The organism is Rahnella sp. PCH160, from assembly GCF_047784855.1.
GTDB lineage: Bacteria > Pseudomonadota > Gammaproteobacteria > Enterobacterales > Enterobacteriaceae > Rahnella.
Genome location: NZ_JBLOGT010000001.1, coordinates 4,277,823 through 4,301,628 on the forward strand (window position 1 = coordinate 4,277,823; position 23,806 = coordinate 4,301,628).

21 protein-coding genes and 1 pseudogene are annotated in these 23,806 nt (G+C 50.8%); 14 read left to right on the top strand and 8 right to left on the bottom strand.

Features of this window, described 5'->3' with window-relative positions; translation table 11 throughout:
- Positions 1-234 precede the first annotated feature (234 nt).
- Positions 235-3,501 carry a ribonuclease E gene (gene rne, locus ACM5QY_RS19890; RefSeq protein ID WP_416122357.1) on the top strand — a complete coding sequence of 1,089 codons (3,267 nt, stop codon included), beginning with the start codon at positions 235-237 and terminating at the stop codon, positions 3,499-3,501.
- Between the two features lie 83 nt (positions 3,502-3,584).
- On the opposite strand, the gene ACM5QY_RS19895 is transcribed toward rne, so the two are convergent.
- Entirely contained in the window at positions 3,585-3,872 is a 288-nt protein-coding gene (locus ACM5QY_RS19895) for a putative quinol monooxygenase (RefSeq protein ID WP_416122358.1), read from the bottom strand.
- 227 nt (positions 3,873-4,099) lie between these two features.
- Here ACM5QY_RS19895 and pyrC point away from each other — a divergent pair, with 227 nt between their 5' ends.
- The 6 genes from pyrC (at position 4,100) to ACM5QY_RS19925 (ending at position 8,850) form a co-directional block, all read left to right on the top strand.
- Positions 4,100-5,149, top strand: coding sequence for a dihydroorotase (gene pyrC, locus ACM5QY_RS19900; protein ID WP_416122359.1), 1,050 nt, complete (start codon positions 4,100-4,102; stop codon positions 5,147-5,149).
- 82 nt (positions 5,150-5,231) lie between these two features.
- Positions 5,232-5,486: a DNA damage-inducible protein I gene (gene dinI, locus ACM5QY_RS19905; protein ID WP_416122360.1), complete on the top strand. Its 255-nt coding sequence runs from the start codon at positions 5,232-5,234 to the stop codon at positions 5,484-5,486.
- Between the two features lie 342 nt (positions 5,487-5,828).
- Positions 5,829-6,083, top strand: a complete 255-nt coding sequence (gene bssS / locus ACM5QY_RS19910; RefSeq protein ID WP_013576258.1) for a biofilm formation regulator BssS — start codon at positions 5,829-5,831, stop codon at positions 6,081-6,083.
- Between the two features lie 143 nt (positions 6,084-6,226).
- Positions 6,227-7,342: an N-methyl-L-tryptophan oxidase gene (gene solA / locus ACM5QY_RS19915; protein ID WP_416122361.1), complete on the top strand. Its 1,116-nt coding sequence runs from the start codon at positions 6,227-6,229 to the stop codon at positions 7,340-7,342.
- Positions 7,343-7,548: 206 nt separating this feature from the next.
- On the top strand, positions 7,549-8,217 hold the full coding sequence (locus tag ACM5QY_RS19920; protein ID WP_416122362.1) for a LuxR C-terminal-related transcriptional regulator: 669 nt from the start codon (positions 7,549-7,551) through the stop codon (positions 8,215-8,217).
- A 168-nt stretch (positions 8,218-8,385) separates the two neighbouring features.
- On the top strand, positions 8,386-8,850 hold the full coding sequence (locus ACM5QY_RS19925; protein ID WP_416122363.1) for a MarR family winged helix-turn-helix transcriptional regulator: 465 nt from the start codon (positions 8,386-8,388) through the stop codon (positions 8,848-8,850).
- On the opposite strand, the gene ACM5QY_RS19930 is transcribed toward ACM5QY_RS19925, so the two are convergent.
- From ACM5QY_RS19930 to ACM5QY_RS19940, 3 genes are read right to left on the bottom strand one after another with little or no spacing between them, the layout of a single operon-like run.
- Positions 8,847-9,887, bottom strand: a complete 1,041-nt coding sequence (locus tag ACM5QY_RS19930) for an AI-2E family transporter (protein WP_416122364.1) — start codon at positions 9,885-9,887, stop codon at positions 8,847-8,849. The two genes, ACM5QY_RS19925 and ACM5QY_RS19930, sit on opposite strands and share 4 nt — an antisense overlap.
- A 27-nt stretch (positions 9,888-9,914) precedes the next feature.
- On the bottom strand, positions 9,915-13,010 hold the full coding sequence (locus tag ACM5QY_RS19935; RefSeq protein WP_416122365.1) for an efflux RND transporter permease subunit: 3,096 nt from the start codon (positions 13,008-13,010) through the stop codon (positions 9,915-9,917).
- 9 nt (positions 13,011-13,019) lie between these two features.
- Positions 13,020-14,153 carry an efflux RND transporter periplasmic adaptor subunit gene (locus tag ACM5QY_RS19940; RefSeq protein ID WP_416122366.1) on the bottom strand — a complete coding sequence of 378 codons (1,134 nt, stop codon included), beginning with the start codon at positions 14,151-14,153 and terminating at the stop codon, positions 13,020-13,022.
- 554 nt (positions 14,154-14,707) lie between these two features.
- On the opposite strand from ACM5QY_RS19940, the pseudogene ACM5QY_RS19945 reads away from it, so the two are divergent.
- Positions 14,708-15,252, top strand: a pseudogene (locus ACM5QY_RS19945) (cytochrome b).
- A gap of 46 nt (positions 15,253-15,298) precedes the next feature.
- Positions 15,299-15,877 (top strand): YceI family protein, encoded by a 579-nt coding sequence (locus ACM5QY_RS19950; RefSeq protein ID WP_416122367.1) that lies wholly within the window; start codon positions 15,299-15,301, stop codon positions 15,875-15,877.
- 70 nt (positions 15,878-15,947) lie between these two features.
- Here the strand turns inward: ACM5QY_RS19950 and trhO are convergent, their stop codons facing one another.
- Positions 15,948-17,003 (bottom strand): oxygen-dependent tRNA uridine(34) hydroxylase TrhO, encoded by a 1,056-nt coding sequence (gene trhO, locus ACM5QY_RS19955; RefSeq protein WP_416122368.1) that lies wholly within the window; start codon positions 17,001-17,003, stop codon positions 15,948-15,950.
- Between the two features lie 355 nt (positions 17,004-17,358).
- Here trhO and ACM5QY_RS19960 point away from each other — a divergent pair, with 355 nt between their 5' ends.
- The 4 genes from ACM5QY_RS19960 (at position 17,359) to mdtG (ending at position 21,882) form a co-directional block, all read left to right on the top strand.
- A complete protein-coding gene (locus ACM5QY_RS19960) occupies positions 17,359-18,456 on the top strand; it encodes an NADH:flavin oxidoreductase/NADH oxidase (protein WP_416122369.1) in 1,098 nt (365 codons plus the stop codon).
- Between the two features lie 327 nt (positions 18,457-18,783).
- Positions 18,784-19,719, top strand: a complete 936-nt coding sequence (locus tag ACM5QY_RS19965) for a Kdo(2)-lipid IV(A) acyltransferase (protein ID WP_416122370.1) — start codon at positions 18,784-18,786, stop codon at positions 19,717-19,719.
- Between the two features lie 197 nt (positions 19,720-19,916).
- The gene (locus ACM5QY_RS19970) at positions 19,917-20,351 is read left to right on the top strand and encodes a DoxX family protein (RefSeq protein ID WP_416122371.1); all 435 of its coding nucleotides are present in this window, start codon (positions 19,917-19,919) and stop codon (positions 20,349-20,351) included.
- A gap of 292 nt (positions 20,352-20,643) precedes the next feature.
- Positions 20,644-21,882 carry a multidrug efflux MFS transporter MdtG gene (gene mdtG, locus ACM5QY_RS19975; RefSeq protein ID WP_416122372.1) on the top strand — a complete coding sequence of 413 codons (1,239 nt, stop codon included), beginning with the start codon at positions 20,644-20,646 and terminating at the stop codon, positions 21,880-21,882.
- Positions 21,883-21,906: 24 nt separating this feature from the next.
- Here mdtG and ACM5QY_RS19980 read toward each other — a convergent pair whose 3' ends face one another.
- Together ACM5QY_RS19980 and ACM5QY_RS19985 are read right to left on the bottom strand one after the other, a co-directional pair.
- Entirely contained in the window at positions 21,907-22,263 is a 357-nt protein-coding gene (locus ACM5QY_RS19980; protein WP_416122373.1) for a hypothetical protein, read from the bottom strand.
- Positions 22,264-22,394: 131 nt separating this feature from the next.
- Positions 22,395-22,793: a VOC family protein gene (locus ACM5QY_RS19985; RefSeq protein ID WP_416122374.1), complete on the bottom strand. Its 399-nt coding sequence runs from the start codon at positions 22,791-22,793 to the stop codon at positions 22,395-22,397.
- A gap of 227 nt (positions 22,794-23,020) precedes the next feature.
- Between ACM5QY_RS19985 and ACM5QY_RS19990 the strand changes: the two genes are divergently transcribed.
- On the top strand, positions 23,021-23,428 hold the full coding sequence (locus ACM5QY_RS19990; RefSeq protein ID WP_416122375.1) for a MysB family protein: 408 nt from the start codon (positions 23,021-23,023) through the stop codon (positions 23,426-23,428).
- A gap of 15 nt (positions 23,429-23,443) precedes the next feature.
- Here ACM5QY_RS19990 and ACM5QY_RS19995 read toward each other — a convergent pair whose 3' ends face one another.
- Positions 23,444-23,689 carry a YceK/YidQ family lipoprotein gene (locus ACM5QY_RS19995; protein WP_416122376.1) on the bottom strand — a complete coding sequence of 82 codons (246 nt, stop codon included), beginning with the start codon at positions 23,687-23,689 and terminating at the stop codon, positions 23,444-23,446.
- Positions 23,690-23,806: the final 117 nt, after the last annotated feature.

Consider the following 23,806-nt stretch of genomic DNA (forward strand, 5'->3'; position numbering starts at 1 on the left):
ATGAGATCTGTTAACGTAAATTCAGAAGCTATTCCCCTAATAAAAGTGCTGCTTTCATAACGCTGGTGTCTTTGATACAGCAAAAGCAGACTTACCGAAATAATGCGCCCCTATGCAAGCGACAGCCGTGAGGTTGACGATTTGCGAGAAGACTCGGGGCCAACGGTTTATCCGGTCATGATGTGATTTTGCCCGCAGTTCTGTCAATAATGGAATAATAATGAGTAAGTTAAGATGAAAAGAATGTTGATCAACGCAACTCAGCAAGAAGAGTTGCGTGTTGCCTTGGTAGATGGGCAGCGACTGTATGATTTGGATATTGAAAGTCCGGGCCATGAGCAGAAAAAAGCGAACATTTACAAAGGTAAAATCACCCGCATTGAACCAAGTCTGGAAGCGGCATTCGTAGATTACGGTGCGGAAAGGCATGGTTTCCTCCCTCTGAAAGAAATTTCCCGCGAATATTTCCCAAGTAACTATTCCTCTCATGGCCGCCCGAACATCAAAGATGTGTTGCGCGAAGGCCAGGAAGTGATTGTTCAGGTTGATAAAGAAGAGCGTGGAAATAAAGGCGCAGCGCTGACGACGTTTATCAGTCTGGCCGGTAGTTATCTGGTTCTGATGCCAAACAATCCACGTGCAGGGGGAATTTCCCGCCGTATTGAAGGCGATGACCGTACAGAATTGAAAGAAGCGCTTTCTTCACTGCAATTGCCTGATGGCATGGGCCTGATTGTTCGTACCGCTGGCGTCGGCAAATCTGCTGAAGCTCTGCAGTGGGACCTGACTTTCCGCCTGAAGCATTGGGATGCGATCAAGAAAGCCGCTGAAGGCCGCCCTGCTCCTTTCCTGATCCATCAGGAAAGTAATGTTATCGTTCGCGCATTCCGTGATTATCTGCGCCCGGACATTGGTGAAATCCTCATCGATAACCCGAAAGTTCTCGAGTTGGCAAAAGAGCACATCGCTGCACTTGGCCGTCCTGATTTCAGCAGCAAAATTAAGCCTTACGTCGGTGAAATTCCGCTGTTCAGTCATTATCAGATTGAATCTCAGATTGAGTCTGCTTTCCAGCGTGAAGTGCGTCTGCCTTCCGGCGGCTCGATTGTTATCGACAGCACTGAAGCCCTGACGGCTATCGACATCAACTCCGCACGCGCAACCCGCGGTGGCGATATCGAAGAAACCGCATTCAATACCAACCTGGAAGCGGCAGACGAAATTGCCCGCCAGTTACGCCTGCGTGACCTCGGTGGTTTGATTGTTATCGACTTCATCGATATGACGCCAGTTCGCCACCAGCGAGAAGTGGAAAACCGTCTGCGTGACGCCGTTCGTCAGGATCGCGCACGTATTCAAATCGGCCGCATTTCCCGCTTTGGTTTGCTGGAAATGTCCCGTCAGCGCCTCAGCCCGTCACTGGGTGAATCAACGCACCACATCTGCCCGCGTTGCGCAGGTACAGGTACGGTTCGTGATAACGAATCCCTGTCGCTGTCGATTCTGCGGTTGATTGAAGAAGAAGCGCTGAAAGAAAATACCAAAGAAGTTCATGCGATCGTTCCGGTTCCCATTGCATCTTACCTGCTGAACGAAAAACGTGAATCGGTGAATGCCATCGAAAAACGTCAGGGTGGTGTGCGCGCAGTGATCGTGCCAAACGATCAGATGCAAACCCCGCATTACCACGTTCTGCGTGTTCGCAAAGGCGAAGAAATCTCTGCACTGAGCTATCTGTTGCCACAAATTCACGAAGCAGAAATGCTGCAACCTTCTGAAGAGTTGCCAACTGAGCGTCGTCGCCCTGAGCAACCTGCTCTGGCCGCGTTTGCTCTGCAAAGTGAAGCGCCACCGTCCAGCTTTGAGCAGGAAATTGCTGTTGAAGAACCGGCTAAAAGCCTGACTGCAACAGTGAATGTTCCAGCTGCGCCAACTGCTGAAAAATCTGGTTTCGTCAGTCGTCTGCTGAGCGGGCTGAAAAGCTTGTTCGCACCTGAGCCACAACAGGAAGTTAAACCTGTTGAAGCACCAAAAGAAGCTGAAGCCACTGAAACAGAAAATCGTCGCAACAACGAACGCCGTAACCAGCGTCGTCAGGGCGGACGCCGCGATCGCAACGGCGAACGTGGTGAACGTACTGACCGCGGGAACCGTGGCGAAGGTCGTGAAAATAATCGTGATAATCGTGGCGAAAGCCGTGACAACCGCGAAAATAATCGCGAGCAGCGTGATGATCAACGCCGCAACCGCCACAGCCAGGAACCGGTTGTTAATGAAATCAGTAGCGAAGACGTTGAAACTGCTCCGCGTGAAGAGCAGCAGCAACCTCGTCGTGAGCGTTCACGCCGTCGTTCAGAGGATAAGCGTAAACCACAGACTGAAGAGAAAATTCAGGATGCAGTTGTTGCTGAGCCAATCGCCGCGCCAGTTCTTGACGAAGTGGACCAGGAAGATCGCCAGCCAGCTCAGCGTCGCCAGCGTCGTCAGCTCACGCAGAAAGTTCGCTTCGAATCTGAAGAAGTCGATCACGAAGCAGAAGCTGCTGCACAGTTGCTGATCACCGGTACCCGTCCTGCGGCTCCGGCAGTTGCTGAACAGGCACCTGTTGAAGCTGAAACGGCAAATACTGCCGAAGGCGAAGAGAATCATAACGACAACAACCGTGAAAACGGTATGCCGCGTCGCTCACGTCGTTCTCCACGCCACCTGCGCGTAAGCGGTCAGCGTCGTCGCCGTTACCGTGATGAGCGTTACCCGACTCAGTCGCCAATGCCTCTGACCGGTGCGTTTGTTTCTCCGGAAATGGCATCAGGTAAAGTCTGGATCACTTACCCGGTAGCGCAGTCTTCTGAACAGCAATTTGCAGAAACTGAAGCACCAGAAGTGCTGACACAGCAGGTTGAAACCGCTCAGGCCAATACGCCAGTACTGAACGAAACAACTGAAGTTGAAGCCGCGCCCGTTGAGCAAACCCAGGCGGTTGAAGCTGCACCTGTTGTAGAAACAGTTCAGCAGGAACCGCAAGCAGAAGAAAACGGTGTGCCGGAAATTGCACAACCTGTTGCTGAAGAGCCTGTTCTGGTTGAACCTGAAACTGCAGAGCCAGTTGAAGAGACAGCACGTGTAGAAGTTGCACCGCAAGCACATGAGCCGGTCGTCGTTGAGCCAGCGCCTGTTGTGGCGGAACCTGAAGTTCAGGCTCCGTTAGCAGCAGAAATCAACGCTGAACCTGTTGCCCCGGCACAGCCGGTTGCAGAAGCCGTATCAGAGGTGAAAACGCCTGTTAATGCTGAAGCGGTTGTTGCTGAACCCCGCTTTAAACATCATGCAACTGCACCGATGACCAAAGCGCCAGCACCTCAGTATGTCCAGGAGGCAGCACGCCAAAGCGACTGGGTTCGTCCTGAATTCGGCTTCGATGGTAAAGGTTCTGCTGGTGGTCACGCCGCAGTAAGCACTGCGACTGCGCCAGCAACCAAACCCGAAATGCCTTCTGAGTAATGCGCTGAATATGCTTTAAACAAAAACCCGCCTCGGCGGGTTTTTTATTATTGAATGATATTGACTGGCTGATTACGCCGTTTTCAGGCCAGGGTTTTCAGACGGCGGATGGTGAGCTCATCCAGTTTACCTTCAAGACTTTGGGCGAAATGCTGGAAGTGTTCCGTCTTGTTGTGCTGTGTTAGCGCGTCCTCGGAAGCCCAACGCTCGTAAAACACAAATGTCCCTTCCTTATCGAGATCCCCGTGCAGTTCATACTGCAGGCACCCGACTTCCTGTCGGCTGGGTTCAATAACGTCAAGCAAAGCTTCAGTTACCTGTTTTTTAAACTCTGATTTAGCAACAATTGTGGCAACAACTCTGATTTCCATACTGGTTCTCCTGTTGTTTTTTGTCTTGCTTCCTGACAGTACCTGGAAGCACTTCGACTAAAATCTACGCCCACTATGAACCTTTCGATACGTTGATTTCAATGCGAACTTTGATTTAACAGATGCAACACAACGGTTTTACGCTTATTCTTGTTCCCCGCCGTTAATGCTCCCATTACCGCACCTGATCCCCAATATCTTGTCTCTCAATGCCGGAGTTTTGCCTGATGACTGCCACACCGCAAGTTTTGAAAATCCGCCGCCCAGATGACTGGCATATTCACCTTCGTGACGATGAAATGCTCAGTACCGTGTTGCCTTTCACCAGTGAAGTCTTTGGCCGCGCCATTGTTATGCCTAACCTGACGCCTCCGGTGACGACTGTCGCAGCGGCAATCGCCTACCGCGATCGTATTGTGGCTGCACTGCCGGAAGAGCATAACTTCACACCTTTGCTGACCTGCTACCTGACCGACTCTCTGGATCCTGATGAAATTTCTCAAGGTTTTGAGCAAGGTGTTTTCACGGCCGCAAAACTGTATCCAGCTAATGCAACGACAAACTCTCAGCACGGCGTCTCCGATGTTAAGGCGATTTATCCGGTGCTGGAGCGCATGCAAAAAATCGGCATGCCTTTGCTCATTCACGGTGAAGTTACTCACAGCGATGTGGATATTTTCGACCGCGAAGCGCGCTTTATTGATGAAGTGATGGAGCCGGTACGCCGCCAGTTTCCTGAATTAAAAATCGTATTCGAACACATCACGACCAAAGAAGCGGCGCAATATGTTCTGTCAGGCAATCAATACCTCGGGGCGACCATTACACCTCAGCATCTGATGTTCAACCGCAACCACATGCTGGTCGGTGGTGTTCGCCCTCACCTGTTCTGCCTGCCAATCCTCAAGCGTAATGTTCATCAACAGGCACTCCGTGAAGTGATTGCCAGCGGCGCTGACCGATTCTTCCTGGGCACAGATTCCGCGCCACACACCAAAGGCCGTAAAGAATCAAGCTGCGGTTGTGCGGGCTGCTTCAACGCCCCTCTGGCACTTTCCGCCTACGCGACGGTTTTCGAAGAAATGAACGCACTTCAGCATTTTGAAGGCTTCTGTTCACTGAATGGTCCGCGTTTCTATGGTTTACCGCTCAATGAAGACTTCATCGAACTGACACGTACTCCGGTAACTCAGCCTGAAGAAATTGCGTTGGGCGACGAGTGCGTTGTGCCATTCCTTGCAGGGCAGACGCTCAACTGGAAAGTGACGTCGTACTAAAATACGATTCTCTTCAACTCTGTATTGCACAGACCAGGATTTGACTGTATAAATATACAGTCAAATCTATTCAGGAGGTCATATGCGTGTTGAAGTCACAATCGATAAAACCAAGCCTCTGCCTGTGGGCGCTTTAGACGCCTTATCAGGTGAATTGAGTAAAAGAATTAACAAACAATTTTCCGACCGCGAAAATAAAATTCAGGTTCGCTATGCCGGTGCAAATAGCCTGTCCGTGCTGGGTGGAGCCAAAACAGATCGTGATCTTATCGAAGAAATTCTCCAGGAAACCTGGGAAAGCGCTGATGAATGGTTTTCAAATCAAAATGATGAGTAACCGCATGAATTTTCTCAGATCGCGATTTTATTCAATACCTTATTAATAATAATCAGGTTTTTTAAAACCCGCCGTAAGGCTATTTGCGTATTTCACCGGGCGTCGCAGTCCGGTTTTTTCGTTGTCTTTTTTGTATGAAAAACACACAAGAAAAAATAATTTAGGTTAATCCCCAGATTATTCTCACTCACGGACAATCATACAAATTATTTACAATTAAAACCCCTCAAACCTCTCCATAAAATGATTTAACTGTTTATACTGAAATAGCTCACCTGATAATGAGCCGCATTGATCCTCAGATAGTCACTCACGTCAGTCACTACAAAATAAGGGGTCTATATGGACAGAAATGATGAAGTTATTCAGACACACCCGCTTGTTGGTTGGGATATCAGTACCGTCGACTCTTATGACGCCATGATGATACGTCTTCATTACCTGTCTTCTAAAGACCAGACGCCCGAGGATGCTCAGGTAGACAGAACTTTATGGTTAACTACCGACGTTGCCAGACAACTGATCAACATTCTCGAAGCCGGTATCGAAAAGATAGAATCTAACGAGTACGAATACAGTGATCACCGAAAACACTAAGTTTACCCTGTCAGCCTGAGGCACCAGCGATTTCATCCTGGTGCCTTTTTCTTTGCCGCCGCTCCGCTTGCCTTCCCTGCCGTAAACTCACTATCATGCCCGTAGTCAATTTGTTAAAAAATTTCGGCAGAGGAGCTTTGGTTATGGAATATGATCTCATCATCGTCGGCAGCGGTTCAGTCGGCTCGGCAGCAGGCTATTACGCCACGCGTGCCGGGCTGAAAGTGCTGATGATAGACAGCGCAATGCCTCCTCATCAGGCAGGCAGCCATCACGGCGAGACACGACTGATGCGTCATGCATATGGCGAGGGAGCCCGCTATGTTCCTATGTTGCTGAGAGCGCAAACGCTCTGGAATGAACTGGCGGAACTGAGCGGCGAGAAAGTGTTCCACCGCAGCGGCGTGCTGAATATTGGCCCTGAAGGCTCTGAATTTATCGGCAATGTGAAAAACAGCGCCGAAACCTACAACCTGAATACGCAATCTCTCAGTGCGGCTGAAATCCGCGAGAAATGGCCGTTGTTCACTTTGCCTGATGGCTACTGTGGCGTTTTCGAACCTGAGTCAGGTTATCTGCAAAGCGAGATGGCTATCAGCGCCTATATCCGCCTCGCACGTGAAGCGGGCTGCGCGCAATTGTTTAACTGCCCTGCAGACGATATCCGTTGGGTTGACGGCGGTGTTGAAGTCTCCACGATTGATGGCGTTTACCGTGGCAAAAAACTGGCCGTGACGGCGGGCACGTGGGTAACCAAAATTCTCCCGGAACTGCCTGTAAAACCTATGCGTAAAGTTTTTGCGTGGTTTCATGCCGATGGCCGCTACAGCGAAGAAAATCACTTCCCGGCTTTTACGCTCGAAACCCAGCAAGGTGACCAGTATTACGGTTTTCCTTCCGTAAAAGATGCCTTAAAGCTCGGAAAACATAATGGTGGTCAGTGGATCACAGAGCCTCATGAACGCAAACCTTTCGGCGGATTCAGCCAGGACGGTACCGAATCATTCAACTTTTTCCGCCACTTCTTGCCGGGTGTCGGGGTGAATTTACGCGGTGCGTCATGTACTTACGACATGACTACCGATGAAGATTTTATTATCGACACATTGCCAGGCAGAGACAATACGCTGGTCATTTCGGGCTTGAGCGGTCATGGATTTAAATTTGCCAGCGTATTAGGTGAAATAGTGACGCATTTCGCTAACAATCATCCTATTCCTTTCGAACTCCGGCCTTTTTCCCTTTCCAGGTTGAAATAATGTAAAGATGTTTCAACCGTCGTTAATATTCTTTCGACGGTTGTCATTTTATTTCCAGAGGAGACATTTTTAAGTTTCACGTTGAACAAGATCAATAGACCGGTATTTCCGAATTGACAGCATTATAGAAAAAAACCTATGCTACACGCAGAAATCACAGGAGTGGTTTCCAATGCGTAAATGATACGCTTGAACAAGGACGTCGAATGAAAATCTCTATTATTGAACCCTGTGGCTTTACCCGCTTAGGAATTTTTTCTTATCTTGTTGAGAATAATAATCTCGATATTATTGATACTGTGAATATTTCGCAGGCACTTACTTCACTGACAGAATTTCAGCCAGACGTTATTCTTGTGAATATGACGCAGCACTGTCATAACGCTGAATTATCATTGGAATTGAAGGCCTTCTTTGAATTTCGCCATACCGCCCGGATATACTGTTATGTTGATGCGAATTATCCTAACTGCGATGAACCTATTGCGATCACCAGAGAAGTTTTCGTTCTCAATAAGCAGTCACTGACACAATTATTACAAGAGATTGCCGCTGATCCAGAATCCTTCATGCCAGAGAATAACTTCGGCATACCAAGAACATTGTTCAGCGATCAGGAAATTCTGGTGATGGGATACTGGATGTCGGAAATGCCGAACTACCGGATTGCCCGAAAATTAAATATCAGCAGCCGTACTGTTTATGTTCATAAGCGTCATCTGGCGCAGAAAATAAAAGTCAGGGACCGGCTGGAATTTTGTTTTATTTACAACCTGATAAAATATTTGTTCTGGCCAATTGACGATGTTTCCGCGCCGCCCATTAGCCGTCAGATTAAAGACGATCTGTTAATGATTTACAAAGCACACAGCTAAACGTTTTCATAATGCCCTGAACAATCAGGGCATTTTTATATTCCCGCCATCCTGCTTTCCGTTGTGTTTCACGTTTTCCGGCACCGGTTCATTACCCGGTTGCACTCTGCTGGCAGAGGCATACAATAAGTTTAAAATTAGCAGCCTTATCTTGAGCAGCCTCATAAAATGAAACGCACCGCATCTGAAGATGTCACTCCAACAGAAATTACAGAAACTCTGCTTTCTGTAATCCGTCTGATGCGTAAACAAGTGGACGCCGCAATGTCTGCACAGGGCCTTTCTCTGGCACGCGGAAAATTACTGACGGCGATTGCACATGAAGGAACCTGCCGCCCGGCGGAGCTGGCTCTGGTGCTCCAGCAATCCCCCCGGACCATCACCGATGCGATTGATGCTATGGACAGAGATGGTTTGCTGGTTCGTAAACGTCATCCGACAGACCGCCGTTCGCAATTACTTGAATTAACCGAAGCCGGGAAACAGGCATTAGAGCAGGTTAAAAAACCGAAGCAGGATGCTATCGACCCGTTGTTTGACGGGCTGGATTTACGCGCACGCCAGCAACTGATGGCCTCTTTACAAAGCATTGAAACGCATGCAGTACGCATCGAAGAGAAAAATAAGGTTTAGCGATTTTCTGCGGTTCCATCGCCTAACACCACGGCAATCTTGTGCCCGGCAGCGGTTGGTTCCAGCGCTATTCTCAATACAATCGTCAATGGCACGGAGAGTAGCATTCCCACCGGCCCCATCAGCCATCCCCAAAAAATCAGGGACATAAACACCACCAGCGTCGATAACCCCAGCCCGCGCCCCAGAATTTTGGGATCGATAATACTGCCAAACACAAGATTAATCAGAACATACCCGCCTGCCACAATGATCCCTTCACTGAAACCGTTGAACAAAAATGCCTGAATAACCGGAGGGATTGCCGCCAGAAAAGAACCCATATTCGGGATGTAGTTCAGCGCAAACGCCAGCATTCCCCACAGGAATGCAAACCGGATCCCAGTCGCCGCCAGCAGCGCCCAAACCGCCAGCCCGGTAACCACGCTGATCAGCGTTTTGATCACCAGATAGCGCGTCACGCTGTCGAGCGCACGCTGCACATTTGCCATTCCCTTTCCCGGTTCATCCGACATTTGTTCAATTTTATACGGCAGTTGCGGCACTTCAAGCAGCATAAAAGCCACCATCATCAGTAACAGAAACAAGCCCGCCATCGCATTGGATAAATAACTGATTAACTTACTGACCAGATTTAACGTCGCCGCCGGATCGATATAACTGGCGAGTTGTTCCGGGGATAACCTCAGGTCGTTTTGGCCGGATAACGCCTCGAGATAACTCAGTTTCTCAACAATCAGCCCCCGATATTGCGGTAACGTGCGGGCAAATTCATTGAGCGTGACCAGCAATTTGGTGGTCAGGAAAACCATCAGACAAATCACCACTGTTGCCACCAGCAAAACAGCGAGTGCACGCGGCACCCGGCATTTTCCCAGCAGAACAATCAGAGGATTCAAAACAAAGGCTAAAAACAGCGCCAGAATGAACGGCACGATGATGTCCGACGCAGATTTTATCCCCGCGAAAATCACCACCAGCATCGCCATCATTACGACGATTTTCAGTCCCTGAGTCGTCACGATCTTTTTACGCAAATTCTCCTCCTGATGCGGACCGGTTTTTTAACGCGATTTCACCCATTCCCGCAAACGCTGTATATGCACATACAGTGACGGAATGAAGAGGATCCCCACGGTTGTGGACAACAACATTCCGCTAAATACCGTGACACCGATAATATGCCGGCTCATCGCGCCAGCCCCCGTCGCCAGAACCAGCGGCAAAACCCCCAGAATGAATGAGATCGCGGTCATCATGACGGCACGGAAACGTTGCTTCGCCCCATCCTGCGCCGCTTCACGGATGGATGCGCCCTCTTCTCTTCTGGCTTTCGAAAACTCGACAATCAGGATGGCATTTTTCGCTGCCAGACCGATTAACAACACCATACCAATCTGAGCATATACGTCGTTACTGAGTCCGGCCAGATGCAGGCCGCCAATGGCACCAAACACCGCAAAAATCACTGAAATCATCACCACCAGAGGTATGCTCCAGCTTTCATATTGCGCGACAAGGAACAGATAGGCAAAAAGCAGCGCTGCGGCATAAATCAGGACAGCCTGACCACCCGCCTGGATTTCCTGTAACGACATGCCGGTCCACTGATAACCATAACCGGCTGGCAGTTTTTCGCTCAGGATATGTTCCATTTGTTCCATCGCCTCACCGGAGCTGAAGCCCGGTGCGGCGGTACCGCTGATCGCCAGCGAGGGAAACTGGTTATATTGCGTAATAAACGGCGCGCCTAAGGACGGCGTCAGGCTGACCATTTTCCCCAGACTGACCAGCGAACCGTTATCGCTGCGTACAGTCAGCGTCGAGATTTGATCCGCACGCTGGCGGTCTTCCATCTCATTTTGCATCTGCACGTTAAACAAACGGTTGTTGATAATGAAATCACTGACGTTAATCCCGCCCAGCGACGTCTGCAAAGTGCCAAAGATCCGGCTGACCGGAACCTGCAATTGCGCGGCGCGATCGCGATCTACGCTCAGTGCAATTTCAGGAACAGACGCACTGAACGTCGTAAAGACACGGGTCAGCTGCGGATCCTGATTGGCCGCCAGAATCAGCGCCTGTCCGGTCGCCGCCAGTTCCTGCGGTGATTGTCCACGTAACGCCTGTAAGCGCAAATCCAGCCCGGAAGCCGTACCCAGCCCGGAAATGGCTGGCGGGTTTATGGCCATAATCATCGCAGCAGGAATGCCCGCCATCGCCGGTTGTAAGCGTCCGATCACCTGATCCACGCTGCTGCGCTCACCCCAGGGTTTCAGCAGAACAATACCAAAAGCAGCATTCGGTGAGCTCCCGCCACTGAGCAGACTAAATCCGCTGATGGCAATGACATCTTCTACCGCATCGTCTTTTCCGAGAATCCTCTTCATCTGCCCGAGAACGACATCGGTACGGTTAAGCGACGCGCCGTCCGGCAACTGCACATTGACGAAGAAATAGCCCTGATCTTCATCCGGCAGGAAGGATTTCGGCAAACTGCTGTAACCCCACACACACAAACCGGCGATAACCATCACGCTCACCACACTGGTCAGCACATTTTTGCTGATCCCCCGCGCGGCTTTTACATAGGCATCACGCACGCTGTCCAGCCCGCCATTAAAGATCTGGAAAAAACGCACAGGTTTTTCAGGACGGGCTTTGAGTAAAGTCGCGCACAGCGCCGGCGTCAGGGTTAATGCGTTAATACTGGAAAGCACTACAGCCGCAGAAAGCGTCACGGCAAACTGGCGGTAAAGCGCGCCGGTAATGCCCGGCAAAACGGCAATCGGTACAAATACCGCCAGCAGAACCACGGTGGTGGCAATCACCGGTCCGGCGATTTGTTTGAGTGCCAGACGGGTTGCGGCCACACGCCCGAGTGACGGGTCTTCGACCATCAGCCGCTCGACATTTTCTACCACGACAATCGCATCATCGACCACGACCGTCAGCGCCAGAATGATCGCGAACAAACTCAGGGTATTGGCCGAATAGCCAAAGACATAAAGCACGGCAAAGGTGCCCAGCAAAGAGACCGGAATGGTCAACGCAACGATGAATGTGGCCCGCAGGCTTTGCAGGAACAGGAACACAATCGTCAGGACGACGATGAACGTCAGTGCTAAAGAAACGGCAATTTCATCCAGCGTTGCGCTGACAAATTGGGTGGAATCGAATTTAATTTCGTAAGTCAGGTCATCAGGGAAATAACTCGCCTGACGTTCCATTTCTGCGCGCACCGCGTTTGCGACATTCAGCGCATTGGCACCCGGAGCCGGATAAACCGACAGGAAGGCAGAAGGCGTCTGATTCAGCGTGGCGTTGACCTGATAATCCTGGGCGCCCAGCTCGATCCGTGCGACATCATGCAAACGCACCGTTCCGCCGCTGGCGTTTTTACGCACAATAATATTGCCGAATTCTTCCGGCGTACTCAGACGCCCGGCTCCGCTGATGGTCAGTGTTTGTTGCTGCATTGACGGGCTTGGTGAAGCCCCAACCTGACCGGCCGCCGCCTGCACATTCTGACTCTGGATTGCCGAACTGATTTCCGTGCTGCTGACATCCAGCGCTTCCATTTTCCGGGGATCTAACCAGATTCGCATGCTGTAGTCGCGGGAACCAAACACGTTCACATCCCCGACGCCATCAATACGCGCTAAGGCATCACGCAGCTGAATGCTGGCGAAGTTACTGATAAACAACATATCGTGGCTGTGTTTCGGCGATAACAGGCTGATCCCGAGTAAAATATTGGACGCCTGCTTACGCACAGAAACCCCGGTACTCAGCACTTCCGGCGGAAGCTGTGAACTGACCTGAGAAATACGGTTCTGTACCTCCACCGCCGCCGTATCAGGATCCGTTCCGCTGGCAAACGTAATGGTCAGTGAGTAACTGCCGTTATTGCCGCTGTTCGACGACATATACAACATATTACTGACACCGTTGACCTGCGCCTCAATCGGGGCAGCAACGGATTCCGCAACATCACGCGCACTGGCACCGGGATAAATTGCGCTGACAGAAACAACGGGGGGCGTGATGTCCGGATATTGTTCCACCGGGATCACCTTGAGCGCCACGGCACCAATCAGCGCCGTGACCAGCGCGATGACCACCGCAAAACGCGGTCTTTTTATGAATTGCTCGAGCATCGTTATTCCTTAACCTTTATTTGCCGGCGTCGCCGGATCGTCCCGCGTATTCACTTTCATCCCTGGCTGGATCCATTGCAGCCCTTCGGTGACCACTTTTTCCCCTTCCTGCAAACCATCCAGAACGAAATACCCCTGCCCGGTCTGCGCGCCCAACCGGACCGGGCGTTTCTCAATTTGCTGTTTCGCATTTACCAGCAGAACAAAGTGGCCGGAGGCATCCTGCTGTAAAGCCGCCGCAGGCAGAACCGGACTTTTTTGCCCGGAACGCGGCGCGGCCAGCACATTGACGGTTCCGCCGGGCAGTAAACGATGATCCGGATTGGCTACGGTCAGCCTGACAGGCAGCGTGCCTGTTTGCGTATCAATGCGGTTTCCTAAGGATTCAAATTTCGGCGTTTTCAGGTACGGCGAACCATCCGATAAACGCAGGGAAAGCGTCATGTTTTCAGCCGAAAAAGCATCCCCGAGTGAACCGCTGCTGTGGCTGGCGCTGAGTACATCGCGTTCATTCACCGAGATCACCACCCGAACCGGATCGAGCTGAACAATTTCGGTCAGCACGCCGCTGGCCGGATTGACCAGGCTGCCGGTGTGAAAATGGCTCACGCCAATCCGCCCGGAAATGGGCGCTGTAATGCGGGTAAAGCTCAGTTGTAATTCCTGTGTTTTGAGCGCGGCCTGCGCCTGCGCCACTGCGGCTCTGGCCGTATCGCGCGCAGCGAGTGCGGTATCGACATCAGACTGGCTGACCGTCCGCGCGTCGCCCAGACGCTGGATGCGGTTCAGATGCGTCTGCGTATGTCGCGCGGTGGCGTTCACGCTGTCGAGCTGTGCTTTGGCCTGCGCCACCGCAGAGTGATGCAACGCCGGGTCGATTTCATAAAGGACATCCCCTTCTTTCACCAGCTGACCTTCCTGAAAAGCCCGTTTGGAAATAAAACCTTCCGTGCGGCTGACAACATTGACCGCCTGAACCGCCTCCAGGCGACCAAGATAAGTCCGGCTGACGCCATCGGTTTGCGTCGTAATAGCCGACGTGGTGACTGTCGGAACAGGCTGCGCAATCGCGGCAACAGGAAGGAATAAAAACAGGGTCAGCAGCGGGGATAAAACTGCATGACGGTACATTGCAGGAAACATAGTGTCACTCTCCATTTCAGGTCGGATACCGGTTCTGATAAGTCAGGAAAGTGCACGCACCGGCTAACATCCGTTTCAGTTGATAAAAAAATTCCTAATCAGAATTTTCGGAGATTATAGAGATCATGACTTTCAATAAACTGATCCCGGTCAGCTGAAGTAATATCCCGCAATTTCTTTACGTTATATTTAAGGAATATTTAGAATTAATAGCAAAAACAGACCCATCCTGAAAAATAGATAAAACTATTCATTTCAATAAACATTGAAAAATAACAGTCACGGGTGAAATTAATTTTTTTACTCAAATTTTTAGTAACACAGTAATCTTTACCGTCAATGACAAAACCTGACAAACCCTTATCCAGACTGGCTTTACGACCACAATATACATTCATCTTAATTTTAAACGAACACACTGAACAAGATCATCAAAATAAGTTCAAAAATAATGAATAAGTTAAATTATTCGACTCTTTTGAAAATAATAGTTTGCCAGAATGTTTCAAAATGTTTATTTTCCAAAAATAACTGTCACGATGAGCAACCAAATTATGTTTTGGAAAAATACGCCTTTGCGTTTTGGAAATATTTCTATTCTGATCCACTGGATTGTTGCACTGGCCGTTTATGGTCTTTTTGCGCTGGGATTGTGGATGGTCGGACTGGGCTACTACGACACCTGGTATCACCGCGCGCCGGAAATACATAAAAGTATCGGCGTGCTGGTTTTCGCCGTCATGGTATTCCGGCTGGCCTGGCGCTTTATTTCGCCCCCCCAAAACCTCTGGACAGTTACAGTGCCAAAACCCGCCTCGGCGCGTGGCTTGCGCATGTTCTGCTCTTTGCTGGCCTGTTTGGGATCCTGCTCAGCGGCTATCTCATTTCCACCGCCGAAGGGCAGCCGGTCAGCATTTTCGGCTGGTTTGACATTCCGGCCATGCTGTTCGGGCTGGAGCAACAAGCCGATATCGCCGGTACCGTGCATCTGTGGATGGCGTGGGGAATTGTGATTATCTCTGCGTTCCACGCGCTGGCCGCACTCAAACATCATTTCATCGACCGCGACAGCACGCTGACCCGCATGCTGGGGCGCTGAACTGTTTCACCTTGCGATTCACTTAATGGATAAATGGAGAATAACCATGCTGAAAAAAACCACGCTGAGCCTGACACTGGCGTCCCTGTTACTGGCCGCGGGCACGGCAAGCGCCGCGAATTACAAAATCGACAAAGAAGGACAGCACGCGTTTATTGAGTTCCGTATCAAACATCTGGGCTACAGCTGGCTTTACGGCAGCTTTAACGATTTTGACGGAGGCTTTACGTTCGATGAGAAAGACCCAACTGCGGATAAAGTCAACGTGACCATCAATACCACCAGCGTATTCACTAACCATGCCGAGCGTGACAAACATCTGCGCAGCGCTGAATTCCTGAATGTGAGCAAGCATCCGCAGGCCACATTTAAATCCACATCGGTGAAAAAAGAGGGCGATAACCTGGCCGTAACCGGTGATTTCACCCTGAATGGCGTGACCAAGCCATTAACCTTGCAGGCGAAGTTATTGGGTCAGGGTAAGGATCCATGGGGCGGCTATCGCGCCGGGTTTGAGGCTGCAGGCACAATTGCGCTGAAGGATTACGGGATCACCACCGATCTCGGGCCTGCATCGCAGGATGTCGAGCTGATCATTTCGGTGGAAGGTGTGCAGGAAAAGTAATCCGCATCGCCAAAACAAAAGGCCCTGACGGAAATAACCGTCGGGGCCTTTTTTACGTCTGATCAGAGGTTCAGTCGTTTTCCGGTGCCGGAATTTGCATGGTGGTTTGCAAAAGCCCTTTGGACTTGTTGAAAATCTTAATCCCGTTTTCACGTCCAGCACGCAGCGCACGTTGTTCTTCAACAGGCAATTTCAGCTCAGTCATACAGATTTCGCTGCAACAACCGTCGAACTTCGCCGCACAGGTCGGGCACTGAATGAACAGCAGATGGCAGCCGTCATTTTTGCAGTTAGTGTGGTTATCACACGCCGCGCCACACTGATGGCAATGCGCGATCACATCGTCAGAAATACGTTCGCCCATACGTTCATCAAAGACAAAGTTTTTGCCTTTAAATTTAACCGGTAAACCCTGCTCTTTCGCACGGCGCGCATATTCGATAATACCGCCTTCAACGTGATACACGTTTTTAAAACCATTATGCAGCATGTAGGCGCTGGCTTTTTCACAGCGAATACCGCCGGTGCAATACATGACGATTTTCTTGTCTTTATCTTCTTTGAGCATATCAACGGCCATCGGCAGTTGGTCGCGGAAAGTATCAGACGGCACTTCAATCGCTTTATCGAAATGTCCCACTTCGTATTCGTAGTGGTTGCGCATATCGACAAACAACGTATCCGGGTCATCAATCATGGCGTTGACCTGCTCGGCTTTCAGGTACTCGCCGATGTTCGACGGATCAAACGATTCATCATCGATACCGTCCGCCACAATGCGGTCACGCACTTTCAGACGCAGAACCCAGAAGGATTTACCGTCATCCTCCAGCGCAACGTTCAGGCGGATGTTATCCAGCGCCGGATGGCTGGAAAACAGCTCGGTTTTGAAGGCGTCATACTGGCTCTGCGGGACGCTAATTTGCGCGTTAATCCCTTCTTTTGCCACGTAAATACGGCCAAACACATTCAGGCGTGTCAGGCTGATATACAGGGCATCGCGAAAGGCTTTCGGATCTTCGAGCTGGAAATACTTATAAAACGAAACTGTCGTGCGCGGCTCGGTTTCAGCCAACATGCGCGCCCTGAGTTCCTCATTAGAAATTCGGTTATGTAACACTGGCATGGTGTACTTTCCTGTCTTTCAGAGGGGTTAACTATTGAAAACCCATTAGCTACTTTTGAAGCGGCAAGATTATACATTAAAGCAACACCTGCGACATCTTCCGTTGCAAATTCATGACAAGAAAAACACCTGGTGCAACTTGCCCTTTTGTTAAATACGCTAACCTGTTCTGAGATGTTATCCATACTTGTGATCTATACCCAAAATAATTCAAGTTGCTTGAAGGCGGCAAAGCCGTGAATCCCCAGGAGCTTACTCAAGTAAGTGACTGGGGTGAGCGGGTGCAGCCAACGCATAAGCAGCTTGAAGTATGACGGGTATATCCACCACGGTGATTTTTTAAGGGGCAGGAAACATGAGTAAGCTTTTTGAACCGATTTCTTTAGGTGGCCTGACGCTTCCTAACCGCATTGTTATTGCGCCGATGTGCCAGTATTCCTCCGACAACGGAAAAGCGACGTCCTGGCACCACGCGCATCTCGGGCAGTTGTCATTTTCGGGCGCGGGGTTGCTGATCCTCGAAGCCACCGCCGTGGAAGCCGTCGGGCGCATTTCAGCCCAGGATCTGGGGCTGTGGGATGATGAAACGGAAACTGCGCTGAAAGATCTCGTCAACGGCCTGCGCGAAAACAGCAGCATTCCTCTCGGTTTGCAGCTCGGCCACGCAGGACGCAAAGCCTCTCACGCCGCACCATGGAAAGGCGGCGCACAAATTCCGCAGTCCGCCGGTGGCTGGCAAACGGTCGCACCGTCGGCGATAGCCTTTGCCGAAGGAACAGAAGCGCCCCTGGCGCTTTCTCCCGGACGCATCAGCGAACTGAAAAAAGCGTATGTGGATAGCGCGTGTCGTGCTGACCGCCTCGGTTTTGACCTGCTGGAACTGCACGGTGCGCACGGTTATCTGCTGCACCAGTTCTTGTCTCCGCTTTCCAACCAGCGCACCGATCAGTACGGCGGATCGCTGGAAAACCGTATGCGCCTGCTGCTGGAAATCTTCCAGGAAATCCGCGCGGCCTTCCCGGCGGACAAACCTGTAGGCGTGCGTATTTCCGCCACCGACTGGGTAGACGGTGGCTGGGATCTGGCGCAATCCATTGAACTTGCCAAAGCACTGGATAAGCTGGGTTGCAGCTACATTCATGTCTCCAGCGGCGGCCTGAGTCAGCACCAGAAAATCTCCGTGGGGCCAAATTATCAGGTGCCTTTCGCCGACAGCATTAAACAGCACGTCAAAATGCCGGTCATCGCCGTCGGTTTGATCACTGAACCTGAACAGGCAGAAGCCATTGTCGGCACCGGACAGGCGGATATGATCGCCCTGGCACGCGGTATTTTGTACAACCCTCGCTGGCCGTGGCACGCCGCTGCAAAACTCGGGGCAAAAGTGAGCGCGCCAAAACAATACTGGCGCAGCGAACCCCACGTGGTGAAAGGGTTATTCCTGCCTGAATAATACCGGGCAATTCACAAACGTGATTTCGGGCAGCCCTCGGGCTGCCCGTTTCATTGACAAAAAGGCGTTCTCTGCAAATATTTGATTCGGAGACTAACGGAAAAACATAAAGGTGTTCACGAACGAATCACATTGTTTTTGATCCATGCGTTCCATAAGTAAAATGAGGTATTAGTGCCGTGAGTTTTCACCTCATTCCAAAAAAGTGTCACACTGTGTCACTTCGCTACAAAAAAATAACGGAATGTGGACATATTCCTGTAGCAGGCTGCTGCATTAGACAGAGCTTATAAACTTTCTACTTCGACCCATTGACGCAGAGATTCTATGACTCAGGTACCTACCTTTACTCGTTCGTTATTGCATCCACGCTACTGGATTACCTGGATAGGTCTGGGGTTATTGTACGCGCTGGTATTATTGCCTTACCCGCTTATTTACTGCATAGGCACCGGGCTGGGGCGGTTCTCAATGCGTTTTCTGAAACGCCGCTATAAAATCGCACGGCGCAATATCGAACTTTGTTTCCCCGACATGCACACGGAACTGCGGGAAGATATGATCGTGAAAAATTTCGAATCCGTCGGCATGGGATTATTTGAAACCGGCATGGCCTGGTTCTGGCCTGACTGGCGTATCGAGCGCTGGTTTAACGTTAGCGGCCTCGAACATATCCAGCGCGCCCGCGATAATAAACAAGGTGTGTTGCTGATTGGCGTTCATTTCCTTACGCTGGAACTGGGTGCGCGGATCTTCGGCATTCATAATCCGGGCGTCGGCGTTTATCGCCCGCACGACAACAAGCTGATGGACTGGATCCAAACCAAAGGCCGCATGCGCTCAAATAAAGGGATGTTAGATCGCAAAGATCTCAAAGGGATGATCCGCAGCCTGAAACAGGGCGACATTATCTGGTACGCGCCAGACCATGACTACGGCCCGCGAGCCAGCGTTTTTGTGCCGTTCTTTGCCGTGGAGAAAGCCGCGACGACTACCGGCACGTATCTGCTGGCGCGTATGGGTAAACCGGCGATTATTCCGTTTACGCCGCGTCGTCTTGCCGGGGGAAAAGGCTATGAGATGATTGTTCATCCGCAGGTGGCTGACTTCCCGCTCGATGATGAAGTGGTTGCCGCTGCGTACATGAATAAAGTGGTGGAAAACGAAATCCGCCAGGCACCTGAGCAATATATGTGGCTGCACCGCCGCTTCAAAACCCGTCCACAGGGCGAGCCTTCGCTTTATAAAGCCCTCAGCGAGTAATTTCACATGCCGGTTCAGGATCCCTGAACCGGATTTTTGATTTGCTTAGACAGTTTTTTTGACAGACTTCTTCAAAGTTATCAGATTTTATCCCAGCGCGTTTAAGCCAATACTCTCCCCATGATTTCTCCACGTGATTGCCCTCACACTTATTGGGAGCCGCGTGGCCACTTTGTGACCTTCAAAAGGAAACCATCATGCTGGCTAAACTGAACACTGCTTTTACCCGCGTTACCGACCATCCTGATTTTGGTAAATTACTGTTGCGTCTCACTTTCGGGATTCTCATTTTATTCCACGGTGTAGCGAAAATGGAAAATGGCGTGGGCTGGATTGCCAAGATGTTGCAGGCAGCCGGTTTACCGGGATTTATCGCCTACGGCGCTTATATCGGTGAAGTGATTGCACCGGTTCTGATTATTCTGGGCATCTTTACCCGCCCTGCCGCACTGGTGATGGCATTCAACATTTTGGTGGCAGTTTTACTGGTGGTTGCCGGTAAATTCTTCACCGTCACTGAGGTTGGCGCATGGGGTCTGGAAGGCGAAGCACTGTACTTCTTCGGCGGTCTGGTGATTATGTTCCTGGGCAGCGGCCGTTATTCTGTAATGAAAAACGCAGCCCTGCGTTAAACCTTGTTTTATTGCTCTGTCTGTCTTTTGGTTTGTATTTTAGTTCTGTGTCTGTCGCGGCCAGCCTCATCGCTGGCCGTTTTTTTTTGCATTTTCGCCCCCTCAGTTGATCTCCTTCATCACGCCTGCCGCGATAAAACGGTATTTTACTTTCGTTGTTACAGTTCATTAACATCATTGAAGCGGATGATAATTAGGCGCATAATTATCCACCCAATTGATTGTTACTTGTGCTCTGCCTTGTTCCCAACGGCCATTCCAGAGCGAATCTGACTTCTTTTTTCGGTAATTTATGACTCCGGCACCTGAATCTGAAACCGCACCAGAACCCATAAACTGGAAACGTAATCTGTATGTCGCCTGGATTGGCTGCTTCCTCACCGGTGCCGCATTCAGCCTTATTATGCCTTTCCTGCCGCTTTACGTCGAAACTCTGGGTGTCACCGGCCATGAATCCCTGAACATGTGGTCAGGTTTGGTTTTCAGCATTACCTTCCTGTTTTCCGCGATTGCTTCACCCTTCTGGGGTGGCCTGGCTGACCGTAAAGGCCGTAAAATCATGCTGCTGCGCTCGGCGCTGGGCATGGCGATTGTCATGATGCTCATGGGCTTTGCGCAAAACATCTGGCAGTTTTTGATTCTGCGCGCACTGCTGGGTTTACTCGGCGGCTTTGTGCCGAATGCCAATGCGCTGATCGCCACGCAAATCCCCCGCAATAAAAGCGGCTGGGCACTGGGGACTCTCTCCACAGGTGGCGTCAGCGGGGCTTTGCTGGGCCCGCTGGTCGGCGGTTTGCTGGCTGATAATTACGGTTTACGCCCGGTATTCTTCATCACCGCAGCCGTACTTTTTCTTTGTTTTGTGATGACGTTGTACTGCATCCGGGAACAGTTTGTTCCTGTGAATAAGAAAGACATGCTCAACCGCAAACAGGTTTTTGCCTCGCTGAAAAATCCCAAGCTGGTGTTATGTCTGTTTGTGACCACGATGATTATTCAGGTGGCGACCGGATCGATTGCGCCGATACTGACGCTTTACGTGCGTGAACTGGCCGGTAATACGCAGAATCTGGCGTTTATCAGCGGGATGATTGCGTCGGTGCCCGGCGTGGCAGCGCTGATGAGTGCGCCGAGGCTGGGGAAACTGGGGGACAGAATCGGGCCTGAAAGGATCTTGGTGGCGATGATGGCATTATCGGTACTTTTACTGATCCCTATGGCTTTCGTACAAACCCCGCTGCAATTAGGCATTCTGCGGTTCCTGCTCGGTGCGACCGATGGGGCATTACTTCCAGCCGTGCAAACCTTGCTGATTTATAACTGCACCAATCAGGTGGCGGGAAGGGTCTTTAGCTATAACCAGTCATTTCGTGACGTCGGGAATGTCACGGGCCCCCTGCTGGGAGCCGCGGTTTCGGCGAGCTACGGTTTCCGTACGGTATTTTGCGTCACGGCGCTGGTGGTTCTGTTTAACGCCGTGTATTCCTGGTGGTGTCTGCAACGCAAGCCGCATCAGGTAATGATTGATTAATCGCGGCCAGCGTTAAGACATACCTTATTTGGCTTTTTCTGCCTGCGGTGGCATCGGCATGTGGTCCGGCACTTCAACGACGGCCAGACGGACTTCATAATGTTTACCTGCGGTGGTTGCCGGCAGCACGGAAGTCAGTTTTTGAATGGTTTCCGTTGGATTATCGCTGGCCACGCTTGCACAGAATAATGCGCCAGGATGGCATAAACCCATCATCATCGGTAATGGAGGCAACATGCCTTCATGGTCGAACGGCGGCATACCCCGGGAATTTTCCATTGGCGGTTGGGGATGCGTGCTGTCAGCCGCCATACCGGCGACGCTGACGAAGAGGCCAAGACCACAGAGTGGCATAAGCAGAGCACGGGATAGAATCTTCATAACAGTAACCTTATTCTTGAAAGTTCACCGTCACTCTACTCGTCAATACCTCCCCGGATTGGCGGTTTGCTAAACTTTTACCCTCTGCCACCGCCCTCTTTGCAAAGCTGAAGTTCTTCTGACACTTCTCTCTAAACGCACCAGTCCCGCGAAGCCAGTACCACGCGATAACCGTCTAAATCTTCAAACGTTTGGCCATTTTCATCCCAGTACGGATTATACGAAGGCACGGGAATAAACCCTGCCCGCAGCATTGCGTCGCACTGCGACTGCCATTGCACGGCCTCCCGGATATAAAACACCAGCAAGTTATCCTGCGTCGGCGCGCGCCCGACGGTTGTGCCGTGATGATGCGTGAATTCCAGATGGTAATGATGATGAGGATGGCCGACAAGAACGCCATCAAAATTCTGATGATCGCTGAAACTGCCAATCACCTGAAAGCCCAGCCCCTCGGTATACATCGCCGAAATCTGCGCCAGATTATCGGTCGGGCGGGCAACCCTCAGTACTGCATTTCGTGAAACCATAACAACAATCTCTCCTTCCGTTTACCGCTCACCTGTATTTAAACACTGAGAATAGCAGAAGAACGGCGGCCTGTTTTTTCATCCGAAAACTTGCATCCTGTCAGTTATCGACAACAATAATTTAATCAGAGTTTTTACTGTCAGATGGCTGTTACTACTTAATTCCTAACGCTATTTACTCTTAAGACTATTGATGATTGCCCTCTCATTCAACTCAGGAGACAACAATGAGCATGTACGCAACGCTTGAAGAAGCTATTGATGCCGCCCGCGAAGAATTTCTCGAAGCCGCGCAGGAAAGAGTTCAGAACGATGAAGAACCCGTTCCGGATCAGTTCAACCTGCAAAAATACATCATGCAGGATGGCGATGTGATGTGGCAGGCAGAATTTCTCAGCGATGAAGGCGACGCCATCGATGCGCTGACGTTCCGCAGTGGCGCGGCCGCGCAGGCTATCTTTGACGAAGATTACGATCAGATAGAGCTCGAAGAAGAATGGCAGGAAGAAGCGACGCTGTACGAATGGGATGAAGGCGAATTCCAGCATGAGCCGCAACTGGATACCGAAGAAGGTAAAGCCGCAGCTGAAGAATGGGATGACGAAGACGATTATCCCGGCCGGGATATCGACTAACCGTGATTGTTTGATTTACTCGTAAGGCCCGTGGCGGGCGTCAATCGGCAACATGAAGGTATCGACGATCATAGACAACGGAACATCAATCACAGTGACATAACGCCACGGGCTGTCACGTAAATCCCACTGAACGCCGGGATAATACTGGTTGCCATGTCCCTGCCCCGGCACGGTACGGCTGATAATGCTGCCGCAACCTGTCAGCACGGTCGCCAGTAACGCCAGTACACATCCACGAAGAATTACCCGATTTATCACTTACCCAACCTGTCGATTCGAATCAAAAGAAGCGCTTTCTTAAGCGCTAAACAGCGCTCTCACCTTAGCACGCGCGTGGTGTTCCCTTATGTTAAGGGGAAGTAAAACTTTATACGC

What these genes read in the sequence shown, in the direction of transcription:
- ACM5QY_RS19965 (WP_416122370.1), top strand. Translation starts at nt 18,784, where the DNA reads ATGACTCAGGTACCTACCTTTACTCGTTCGTTATTGCATCCACGCTAC.
- ACM5QY_RS19925 (WP_416122363.1), top strand. Translation starts at nt 8,386, where the DNA reads ATGAAACGCACCGCATCTGAAGATGTCACTCCAACAGAAATTACAGAA.
- ACM5QY_RS19980 (WP_416122373.1), bottom strand. Translation starts at nt 22,263, where the DNA reads ATGAAGATTCTATCCCGTGCTCTGCTTATGCCACTCTGTGGTCTTGGC.
- solA (WP_416122361.1), top strand. Translation starts at nt 6,227, where the DNA reads ATGGAATATGATCTCATCATCGTCGGCAGCGGTTCAGTCGGCTCGGCA.
- pyrC (WP_416122359.1), top strand. Translation starts at nt 4,100, where the DNA reads ATGACTGCCACACCGCAAGTTTTGAAAATCCGCCGCCCAGATGACTGG.
- ACM5QY_RS19950 (WP_416122367.1), top strand. Translation starts at nt 15,299, where the DNA reads ATGCTGAAAAAAACCACGCTGAGCCTGACACTGGCGTCCCTGTTACTG.
- mdtG (WP_416122372.1), top strand. Translation starts at nt 20,644, where the DNA reads ATGACTCCGGCACCTGAATCTGAAACCGCACCAGAACCCATAAACTGG.
- ACM5QY_RS19920 (WP_416122362.1), top strand. Translation starts at nt 7,549, where the DNA reads ATGAAAATCTCTATTATTGAACCCTGTGGCTTTACCCGCTTAGGAATT.
- bssS (WP_013576258.1), top strand. Translation starts at nt 5,829, where the DNA reads ATGGACAGAAATGATGAAGTTATTCAGACACACCCGCTTGTTGGTTGG.
- dinI (WP_416122360.1), top strand. Translation starts at nt 5,232, where the DNA reads ATGCGTGTTGAAGTCACAATCGATAAAACCAAGCCTCTGCCTGTGGGC.
- ACM5QY_RS19970 (WP_416122371.1), top strand. Translation starts at nt 19,917, where the DNA reads ATGCTGGCTAAACTGAACACTGCTTTTACCCGCGTTACCGACCATCCT.
- ACM5QY_RS19960 (WP_416122369.1), top strand. Translation starts at nt 17,359, where the DNA reads ATGAGTAAGCTTTTTGAACCGATTTCTTTAGGTGGCCTGACGCTTCCT.
- trhO (WP_416122368.1), bottom strand. Translation starts at nt 17,003, where the DNA reads ATGCCAGTGTTACATAACCGAATTTCTAATGAGGAACTCAGGGCGCGC.
- ACM5QY_RS19985 (WP_416122374.1), bottom strand. Translation starts at nt 22,793, where the DNA reads ATGGTTTCACGAAATGCAGTACTGAGGGTTGCCCGCCCGACCGATAAT.
- ACM5QY_RS19990 (WP_416122375.1), top strand. Translation starts at nt 23,021, where the DNA reads ATGAGCATGTACGCAACGCTTGAAGAAGCTATTGATGCCGCCCGCGAA.
- ACM5QY_RS19895 (WP_416122358.1), bottom strand. Translation starts at nt 3,872, where the DNA reads ATGGAAATCAGAGTTGTTGCCACAATTGTTGCTAAATCAGAGTTTAAA.
- ACM5QY_RS19935 (WP_416122365.1), bottom strand. Translation starts at nt 13,010, where the DNA reads ATGCTCGAGCAATTCATAAAAAGACCGCGTTTTGCGGTGGTCATCGCG.
- rne (WP_416122357.1), top strand. Translation starts at nt 235, where the DNA reads ATGAAAAGAATGTTGATCAACGCAACTCAGCAAGAAGAGTTGCGTGTT.
- ACM5QY_RS19940 (WP_416122366.1), bottom strand. Translation starts at nt 14,153, where the DNA reads ATGTTTCCTGCAATGTACCGTCATGCAGTTTTATCCCCGCTGCTGACC.